This window comes from Pseudomonadota bacterium, from assembly GCA_022361155.1.
Classification (GTDB): Bacteria; Myxococcota_A; Polyangia; order Polyangiales; family JAKSBK01; genus JAKSBK01.
This window is the reverse complement of record JAKSBK010000360.1, coordinates 19,146-28,520: the sequence shown is the minus strand read 5'-3', so window position 1 is coordinate 28,520 and position 9,375 is coordinate 19,146. Positions and strand designations below refer to the sequence as shown.

Genomic DNA, 9,375 nt, shown 5'->3' with positions numbered 1-9,375 from the left:
GGCGAGGCCTGTGGACGATGGAGTCCTGCAACGAGCCCCAGCTCCGGCTGCGCGTGGGTGACCATACCGTCCCTGCGCTGCAAACGAGCTACTCATCGGAAGAGTTTCCGTTCGGTGCTACCCCGATGAGCAAAGCAATACGAGGCGTGCGCCTGCATCAATGGCTCATCGATCCGGCCGACCCGCACGACGGCCTGCGCGACAAGGCCGTGCTGCTCGTGACCGACGGTACGCCCAGCGCCAACTGCGACAACGACAACGCCGACAGCGTCGTGGCCGAGATCCTGCAGCTGGGCGTGCAGAGAATCCGCACGTTCGTCGTGGGCTTCGGTGCCAACGATTACCTCGTCGACCCCATTGCGCTCGATCGCTTCGCACTCGCCGGCGGCACCAACAATCCGGGCGATCCCCTGCATGGCTACTACCAGGCGAGCAACGCGATCGAGCTCGCTGCGGCGCTGCAGCAAATCAGCACGCAGCTCATCACCTGTACCCAGATTCTGGCCGGGGCGCCCGCGGCCCCCGACCGCATCTACGTGATGCTCGACAACCAACCGCTGCTGAGAGACGACCCCAACGGCTTCCACTACGATCCGATCAGCAACACCATCACCCTGGACGGCGGATCCTGCGGTCAGCTCAAAACCTCCAGGACGACGAATCTGGTCATCGTTTTCGGTTGCCCGCCCGCCGGCGGACCGCCGATCATCAGATAGCGCGTGCCAGGCGCTGCTGGGACGCGGCCGGCGGGCCTCGGCGATCGTACGAGTAGGAACCCGCTACACCATGACCTGCCCGCCTCGCAGGCTCCAAACGCCGCTGGCTGTGCTGCTCCTCCTCGAAATACCCGCAGTATTCCTCGTCGTCGCACCTTGCCAGCGACGCCCGGTCCTCTGCGGTCTGCACAGGTTATGGTGTGGCGGGTCCTAACCGGCGGGGCAAGCTCCGTGTCGGCTTGGTGGTGCAGCGGTACGGCACGGAGGTGATCGGCGGTGCGGAAACGCACTGCCGAATGCTGGCCGAACACCTCAACGCTCGACCCGAGGTCGAATGCGTGACCGTGTTCACGACCTGCGCCAAGAGCCATGCGACCTGGGACAACGAGTATGCGTCCGGCAGCAGCTCGATCAACGGCGTGCCGGTGCAGCGGTTCCCCGCCGAGCACAAGCGCTGCGCCCTGCTTCAGCATGCCCTGGGCTGTCTGGTTCGACCGCCGGTGCGTGCGTCGCTGCTGGACCGGTCTTGGCTCAGGGCCCAGGGACCGTACGTTCCGCGCTTGGTCGACGAGCTGGACCAGGTGCACACGCAGTACGACGTCTTCGTCTTCTTCACGTATCTGTACTTTCCGACGGCCGTCGCCATGCCCCGATTGGCGCACAAGGCGCTCCTGATCCCGACGGCACACGATGAGCCGCAGCTCGGGATCAAGGTGTTTTCCGAGCTGTTCAGCCTTCCCAAGGGGCTGGCGTACAACACCGAGGAAGAGCGGGCGCTCGTAGAGACGCGCTTCGACGTATCTGCCAAACCCGCGATCGTTCTTGGTTGCGGAGTGGACGCGATTGATCCCCCACCCCAGGCCGATTCGCTGGCCACAGGGCCGTACCTCATCTACGTCGGGCGCATCGCACGCGGCAAGGGCTGTCACGACCTGTTCCGCCTGTTTGCGCGCTTCAAGCAAGAACATGCGCAAGACAGCTTCGTCTCCCCATCTTTCGGTGCCTTCCGCGGCAAGGAGCTTCGACTCATCGTCGTTGGGCAAGGAAGCCTCAAGCTGCCCAACCGGCCTGACATCGTTCAAGCGGTCCAGCCCGTGGACGACAGGAGGAAGTCGGCGCTGCTGCGTGATGCCGAGCTGCTGGTGCTGCCCTCACGCTTCGAGAGTCTGTCGCTGGTGGTGCTGGAAGCTTGGTCCCTGGGTGTTGCCGTCTTGGTCAACGGCCGCTGTCCTGTGCTTGATGGGCAGGTGCGAAGATCAGGCGGGGGTCGCAGCTACCGCAGCGATACCGAATTCGGAGAGCACTTGGCGCAGATGCTCGGCGAACCCGAAGAACGAAGGGGTATGGGCCGGTTGGGCAGGCGCTACGTGGATCAACGCTATCGTTGGGACGTGGTCGAGGATCGCTTGCTCGACTTCATGATCGGGCTCTACACCCCGCTTTCGGGCTTCCTAAGAAACAAGACCGCGCCCAGGAAGCCACCATGATTGGTGTGCTCGACGTAGCAGCTGGTCACGCCTGCTGCCTGCAGGATATGCATCAGCCTGTTCATGTCGTAGAAGTTCATCTGCATCTCCGGATCGCGAAACCGGCGCCCTGAGATTCGCTCGACGGCGGCGTAGCCCGTGTGGCGCGCCCGCTGAAACCAGCGCCCGGGCCTTAGACGCAGCACCCGCCTGCCCTTACGGTCGAGCTTGCCGTAGGTCACGTGAAGCGAAGCGACGCCTCCGGGCCGCAAGCGATCCAGCAGACCCTTGAAGATTCGCTCGCCTCGCCGCACGGGAATGTGTTGAAACACGATAGAGGAATTGATGTAGTCGAACGGGCCATCGACGTTGGACAGGCAGTCGCTCGATCTCACCAAGGTCACGTTGCCAAGCTGTCGCTCGGCGCAGTTCTTGCGGGCTTCCTCGAGCATTGCCGGCGACACATCGGCACCGACCACCTGTGGATAGCGCTTGGCGAGCGGAACCACGAGGCGACCCACCCCGCAGCCGAAGTCGAGGACTCGGCCGGGCGAGAAATCAGGCTCCAGATGGTGTCGAATCGTCTGTCCCAGCGCGTCGATCGTGGACTCGCCCGTCTCGAAGAACTCCTCGATGGCCGAGCAGGAAAGCAGCTCGCGTCGAAACTTGGGGTGGGTAAGCACACCGAAATACGGTTCACGTTGCGCCCAGCATTCCCATTCGGAGTCGGAGTTCAACATGGCGTCCCGAAGGCGACGGCATACCGCGTGCAGGCCCCGGGCGGCAAGCTGACCGCATGCTCGATCGACGGCGCCTGCTGTCTTCGGGTCGGAACCGGGCGCGTCCGCGACGCCGCGCCGGCAACCGTCACCGGCCTCGGCCCCCGGCCGCCCGACAGCGGGTGCCGGGGCGACCCACATGAGCCACCGCTCCCCCGGCTGGCCTCGATGTTCGACTCCCCATGGCGCGAGCTGCCGATTATGTGTAATCAAATCGGGCCGGGATCGTCTATGGCTGATATCCCACAACACCTAGGAGCCGAACCATGGAACTATCGAAGAACGCACTGGGTTGGTCTAGTCTGCTGGCGCTCGGGTTGGCTGGAGCGGCCGCCACCGCGTACGCCGCGCCGAAATGGGCGCAGAAGGGCGAGACACTCGAGAAATGCGCCGGTGTAGCGCGCGCCGGACAGAACGACTGCGGCGCGAAGGGCCACGGCTGCGCTGGCAAGGCCGCCCGAGATCGCGACCCCGACGAGTGGGTGTACGTGCCGAAGGGCGTGTGCGCCAAGCTGGCCGGTGGTCGCTTGATCGCTACCAAGAAGATCAAGTGAGCGCGCAGCGGCTCGTGGGGCTGGCCTTGCGCGCGTCCTTCTTGGACCAGCTGCTCGAATCCCGCCCCGCGCTGTCCTGCCTCGAGCTGCTGGCGGACAACTACCTGCGCGCGGATCGAGCCACCTGGCGCAAGCTCGAGGCGCTGCGCAGCCACTACCCGCTGACGCTGCACTGCGTGGGCATGAACATCGGCTCGCTGGACCCGCTCGACGGCGCCTACCTCGACCGTATCAGCGAGCTCAGCTCTCGCCTGGCACCGATCAGCGTGTCCGATCACCTTTGCTTCACGGCCATCGACGGCACGACCAGCCACGACCTCTTACCCCTGGCGCACACGCCGGAGGCCGTGCTGCATTGCGCGTCGCGGCTGCGGCAGATTCAGGACCGGCTGGACCGGCGTCTTCTGCTGGAGAACATCAGCAGCTATCTGCCCACGACGGGGGATCTGCTGCCAGGGCAATTCTTGGCGGCCGTCGCCGGGGAAGCCGACTGTCATTTGCTGCTCGATGTAAACAACGTCTTCGTCAGCGCACGCAACCTCGGGTTCGACCCGCTGGGCTTCATCGACGCGCTGCCGAGCCATAGGATTCAGCAGCTGCACATCGCTGGCCACGAGCCCTGGAGGCAGCTGCTCGTCGACACCCACGGGGCGCCTATCGATCGCCCGGTGCTCGAGCTGTACCGGGCCGTTGTCGAGCGTCTTGGTTCCGTACTGACGGTGCTCGAGCGCGATCGCAGCATTCCTCCGCTGCACGACGTGCTCGAGGAAGCTCGGCGCGTGCAGGACTTCGCGGACGGTGCCTCGACTGCGGCAGGCGCGCTTCGCTGCCTTGCGGGAGCTCGGCCGCTATCGCACACGCCTCGGCCAGGCGATTCCAGATCGGCGGGGTGCGTTCGACGGCTATCACAGCCGCGTCGGGCACGCGGTTGTGGATCGATGGAGCGACTCGAAACTGCCGACCGGTGCGAGCTGGGAGCTCAGCAACGGGCCCTGATGCGAGCGATCTACTTGAACCGCCCTGCTGACCGGAACCGCCCTGCTGACCGGAACCGCCCTAACCACGCGAGCCCGCTTGATGCTGCCGGCTACCCGAGCGGGGATGGACTGGGGGTGCTGCGGCGCAATCTGCTGCTGGGCGTGCGTGACGCGTTGTCCGACGTATTCGATGCCACCGCCGAGATGCTGGGCGAGGACAACTTTGCTTTTGCGGCACGACAGTACCTGCACCAGCATCCCAGCCAGCGGCACGAGCTTAGCGAGCTGGGTCGCGAGTTTGCCGGGATGCTGCGCGCGCAAACGCCTTTCGCTCGAGAACCCTGGATAGCAGATCTGGCTGAGCTCGAGTGGGCTGTGCACGAGATCCGTTACGCCGAGGACGAACAGCCCCTCGATCTCGCCCAGCTTGACGCTGTCGCGGCTCGAGGCCCCGAAGCGCTCGAGCTCAAGCGCGCGACCCGATGGGTGTCGAGCGCCTACCCGGTCTACACGCTCTGGCGGGCGCATCGACAAGGGCAGCTCTCGGTCGCCCTGGCCGAGGGCATCCCCACCGAAGCCGAGCAGGTGCTCGTGTACAAGGCCGACGAAGAGCCGCGCGTGGTCCGTCTTTGCGAAGAGGAACGAAAGCTACTGGGCGGGCTGCTGCACGCCACGCGTGACCCGCTCGGGCTTGCGGCTGCTGCTGGACTCGACGCTGGCGAGCCGCCGACTCTGGATCCGGGCCGTATCGCGCATTGGATCGCGATCTGGACCCAGCGAGGGCTCTTTCGAGGGCAGCTACATCCGCCCGACCCGCATGTTCATGTCCAGGTGCATCAGCCACAGCCCACAGACGGAGATCGCGATCATCATGAGGGGCATCACGGCAAGGCTGCGTCTAGCGGCTTTCTTGTCGCTGAACAGCCGGTGACCGACGCGATGGGCAACAACGATGCCGTAGACGTGACCGACGAGAATCAGACCGACCTGCATGTACCATAGGGCATGCTCGCCGATCAGCGATCCCACGTGAATACCGCGGGTGCCAAACAGATCCGCTCCCTGACCCATGGGATCGCTCAAGAGCGGAACGACCTCACCACCCTCCATCAACAGATGCATCAGGTTGTGGGCCAGATGATAGAAGAGCGCCACCGGCAACAGCGAGTGGGCGTATTGCACAAATAGCGTTCGGGCTGGAACGCTGCCACCTGCGAAAGCTGCCGAGGCCACGCAGCTCAGCCAATACATGCCCACGGGGATCGACACCACCAGCAGCATGGCCAGCGTGAAGCTCAGGTCTTTGGGCAAGCCGAGCTCGAGGCTCATCCACTTGAGCAGGCTGGTTCCACCGGGCTCGAAGTTCTCCCAGGCGGGGGTCATCGACAGCCCGTGAAACAGGGTGAGCGACAAGAGCATGACCGCTAGCCACGCTTCGTCGAGGCGAATCGTTTGAGGCTTGCGCAGATCCGCTCCGAAGGGTCGCAGGTTGAGTGCGACATTGTGCTTGTGGCAGCTCTTGAAGCACTCCGTGCACGCGGTGCACATGGTTGCGTTCTTTAGCGTCTTGAGCGACAGGCCCGTGGGACAGGCATGACCCTGTGCGTTGCCGTGCAAGCAGTCCTCGGTCGTGCATACCTGACACGCGCGTGGGTTACGCGCGCGGATCTCTACCGGGCTGAAATTGGAGTAGATCCCGCAAATGCGTCCCACGGGACACAAGTGGGCGCAGAACTTCTTGCCGTCCCAGAGCAAGGCGGCCATCACGGCGCAGGCGGCCATGCCGAGGCCCATAAAGGCCGTGGTGCGCGGATTCGTCGTCACACCGTACCCGAGCTCGAGCCACGTAAGCACAAAGAAGAGCGCGATCGCAGGGTACATGTTGGCAAGCGATTTGGGGAAAGGCAGCTTGAGGGAAAGCGACTCGACGCGCTTGCCCGCTCCGAGACGCGAGATCAGATTCGCAAGCCCGTCCCACGGGCAAACGAAGCACCAGGCGGATCCCAGCACCAGCACCGTAAAGACAAGCCCTGCCCACCACAGGGTCCAGACCGCAACCGGTGTCAGGTTCGCAAAGCGGCTTCCGAACAACCCGACGTAGACAAGGAAAGCCAGCATCACCACCATCGCCAGCTGCGGCAGCGTCTGAAACCGGCGGTTGCGCAGCAACCGATAGGTCCGGCGGCGCTTTATGAGATTGAGCCGCCGCCCTTCGCTCGGCACAGGGGCGAACCGTTCGGTGGCCACGAACGAAAGCGCTATGACGCAACCGATGGCGAGCAGGAACAGCCACAGCGGCATGCCGCCCATGAGCATGACTTCGTGGCCGTCGGCATCCTTGAAGTGGACCATGTTCGCGTGAGCGCTGTGATCCGTGGCAGCGTGATCCATGTGGTCTGTGCTGTTGCGGCCGAAGGTGGCGTGATCCATCGGGCAGTTCAGCATGCCGCAGTGGGGGCAGACCTCCCCCAGCGAGTCGCCTGAAGATACGGGCTTCGACCTGGCCACGGCCTGCTCGCCCATGGCCTCGTGATCCATGGAGCAGGCCGGCATGCCGCAATGGGGACACAGCGCCTGCTGTTCAACGGCAACGCCGCCCGGCTGGGTCAAGCCGGGCGATGCCGGCAGCAGTGTCGCAAGCAAGCTCGTCACCAGCGCCGCCCTGGTGGCCGGCGAGCGCCGGCGCCGCCGCCGGCGCCGCGCGCGCCCCACCCAAGCCAGACAAAAGACGGTCAGCACAGGCAGGGTCACGCCCGCTACGGTCCAGGGACTCACCGCATCGGAGTGGATCTCCACATGGAAGGGCAGCACCACACGCTCGGAGCCCACGAACGCGACGATGTCGTAGTCCCCGCTGCGAGGCAGCGTTTCGCGCGTGGAGTAGACAGCTTCCTCGTCCACCTGAACACGCTCGAAACGCGAGATGCGCTGACCCTCGTAATGGATCTCGAAGTCCACCGGACCCGTGTGCCCCTGGTCGCGCTTCAAATCGTACAAATAGAGGTAGATCTTGACATCGTTCGGAGTGTTCGAGCCCCGGCGGTCGTAGCCCTGAAAGTTGAAGATCGTGGCTCCGATCTCCCAGTTCCCGTCGAGCGTCACGTACTCCTCTGTCGGCACCTGCGGGTAGTTCTCGAAATAGCCGTAATGCGGAAGCCCTTTGTTGTGATGGGCCGACGCGGGCGAGCTCAGCGCGAGGACAAGCGGCAGACCTGCTGCCAGCACGGGCAGGCGCCCGCGCCGCACCAGCCTTTCGCTCGGGCAAGCCACCACACATTGACCGCAGTTGTTGCAGGCGGGGGTGTGGGTTTCATGCTTGGGCTCGAGCTCGAAGGGGCAGCTGCGCACGCATGCATTGCAGCCCGTGGGGCAGGGTGCCTTTCCGAGCTTGCGCAACCGGAGCCAGGAGCGGCGGCCGAAGAGCTCGAGCAAGAAGCCTGTGGGACATAGATTGTGGCAGAAGAGACCGGGCGCCAGCGCAAGGTCGAATACGAACCACCACAGCACCACGATCAGCAACGGTGAAAGCAGCCCGGCGGCGATGCCGATAAACAAACCCGCAGATAGGCTCACGTAGGGCAGAAGCACAAGCCAGATGGCGGTGCTGGAAGCAAGAGCCGCGAGCAGGCCGCCCAGCAGCACCCAACCGCCGAGCCTTGACTGCAAGCGCAGCCGCGGCAGATAAACGCCCAGACGCTGCAGGCCAGCACGCACCTGTTGCCCAAGCTCGAAAAGCAATCGCATCGGACAAAGATGGCTGCAAAAGACCTTGCCGAACAACAGCGCGACCAGCAGCGGCACGAGCAACGCGAGCCATACCTTCGCGGGCACCTCACCGCTGCGCGCAGCCAGGGAGGCAGCGAGCAGCGGGTCGACGGTATCCAGGCCAAATACGCGCGCAGCCCAGGGGAAGCCGAGCCAGTTCAGGCTTGCTTGGTACGGCTCTCCCCACAAGGACAGCAAGTCCTCCTTCAGCCCATACAGGAAGCCCCAGGTCTCGCCTTCCATCAACGCAACCAGGCGACGATGGTTGTGGGCGAGCTTGTAGTTGCGAAAGGCCCCGCCAAACGCCGTCCAAACCAGCATCGCTACGACCCCGAGCTGAAGAGCCTTGCGAAGCCACTGTGCTGCGTTTGCGCCACGCCTCATGACACGGCTCCATGTTCTTTCGAGAGCCCGACCCGGGCTCCCGGAAACACCCGGATCGCCTGCGGCAGATGCAGACAGGCCTGCTCGCACAACCCGCAACCAACGCAGTATTCCGGCTGGAGCAACGGCTTTTCGAACACACCGATCCGAATCGCCAGGCCCGCAAGCGGGCATGCTTTGTAGCACGCGCCGCAGGTACGGCCATGATAGCTGTAGCACATGCTCGTGTTGACGTGCGCTGTGCCCATTTTGACGTCTTCGAGCCAACCCTCGCGCGTAGCCTCGAAGGGCTGGAGCGCGCTCGTGGGGCAGACCCTGGCGCATTCACCGCACAAGACGCAGGCTCTTTCGCGGGCGCGAATGTAGGGCGTCAACGCCTGCGTGAGCCCCGCGTCGAAGCCATGAAACCTGATGCATCCGTTGGGACACGCGTTACCGCACTTGAGGCAGCGCACGCAGGCGTCGACAAACTGCCCTTCCGGCAACGCGCCCGGCGGGCGCAGCCTCACGCCGGGCAGGCGGCGCGTGAAGCGGCCGAACGCCGCACCCGCCGTTCCCAGCAGCGCGGCCACGCTGGCACCCAACCAGTGTCGCCGCGTGAGCTTCGCCAGTGAGGTCGTGGCCTTCATGCCTCTAGGATCCGCCAGACACTAGGGAGTGTCTTCAGAATCGGCCCGAGAGCCCGAGGGCCTCGGGATCGATGGGAGTATCTTGAAGACATGCCCTAACCTGTC

At 64.5% G+C, this 9,375-nt stretch carries 6 protein-coding genes and 1 pseudogene; 4 read left to right on the top strand and 3 right to left on the bottom strand.

Annotated features, from left to right (window positions below; translation table 11 throughout):
* Both MJD61_13955 and MJD61_13950 read left to right on the top strand, forming a co-directional pair.
* Positions 1–716 (top strand): hypothetical protein (locus MJD61_13955; protein MCG8556374.1); only part of this gene is annotated, 716 nt, incomplete at its 5' end.
* A gap of 200 nt (positions 717–916) precedes the next feature.
* The gene (locus tag MJD61_13950) at positions 917–2,203 is read left to right on the top strand and encodes a glycosyltransferase family 4 protein (GenBank protein MCG8556373.1); all 1,287 of its coding nucleotides are present in this window, start codon (positions 917–919) and stop codon (positions 2,201–2,203) included.
* Here MJD61_13950 and MJD61_13945 read toward each other — a convergent pair.
* Positions 2,146–3,102, bottom strand: a complete 957-nt coding sequence (locus MJD61_13945; GenBank protein ID MCG8556372.1) for a class I SAM-dependent methyltransferase — start codon at positions 3,100–3,102, stop codon at positions 2,146–2,148. The genes MJD61_13950 and MJD61_13945 overlap by 58 nt on opposite strands.
* A 125-nt stretch (positions 3,103–3,227) precedes the next feature.
* Between MJD61_13945 and MJD61_13940 the strand changes: the two genes are divergently transcribed.
* Entirely contained in the window at positions 3,228–3,515 is a 288-nt protein-coding gene (locus MJD61_13940; GenBank protein ID MCG8556371.1) for a DUF2282 domain-containing protein, read from the top strand.
* Positions 3,440–4,741, top strand: a pseudogene (locus tag MJD61_13935) (DUF692 family protein). The gene MJD61_13940 and the pseudogene MJD61_13935 overlap by 76 nt, the downstream one beginning before the upstream one ends.
* Before the next feature lie 549 nt (positions 4,742–5,290).
* On the opposite strand, the gene MJD61_13930 reads toward MJD61_13935, so the two are convergent.
* Positions 5,291–8,641 carry a 4Fe-4S binding protein gene (locus MJD61_13930; protein ID MCG8556370.1) on the bottom strand — a complete coding sequence of 1,117 codons (3,351 nt, stop codon included), beginning with the start codon at positions 8,639–8,641 and terminating at the stop codon, positions 5,291–5,293.
* Positions 8,638–9,270 (bottom strand): 4Fe-4S dicluster domain-containing protein, encoded by a 633-nt coding sequence (locus MJD61_13925; protein MCG8556369.1) that lies wholly within the window; start codon positions 9,268–9,270, stop codon positions 8,638–8,640. The genes MJD61_13930 and MJD61_13925 overlap by 4 nt, the downstream gene beginning before the upstream one ends.
* Positions 9,271–9,375 lie beyond the last annotated feature (105 nt).

Excerpts from the sequence above, each read along its gene's own strand:
- MJD61_13930 (MCG8556370.1), bottom strand. The coding sequence starts at position 8,641 with ATGAGGCGTGGCGCAAACGCAGCACAGTGGCTTCGCAAGGCTCTTCAG.
- MJD61_13940 (MCG8556371.1), top strand. The coding sequence starts at position 3,228 with ATGGAACTATCGAAGAACGCACTGGGTTGGTCTAGTCTGCTGGCGCTC.
- MJD61_13925 (MCG8556369.1), bottom strand. The coding sequence starts at position 9,270 with ATGAAGGCCACGACCTCACTGGCGAAGCTCACGCGGCGACACTGGTTG.
- MJD61_13945 (MCG8556372.1), bottom strand. The coding sequence starts at position 3,102 with ATGTGGGTCGCCCCGGCACCCGCTGTCGGGCGGCCGGGGGCCGAGGCC.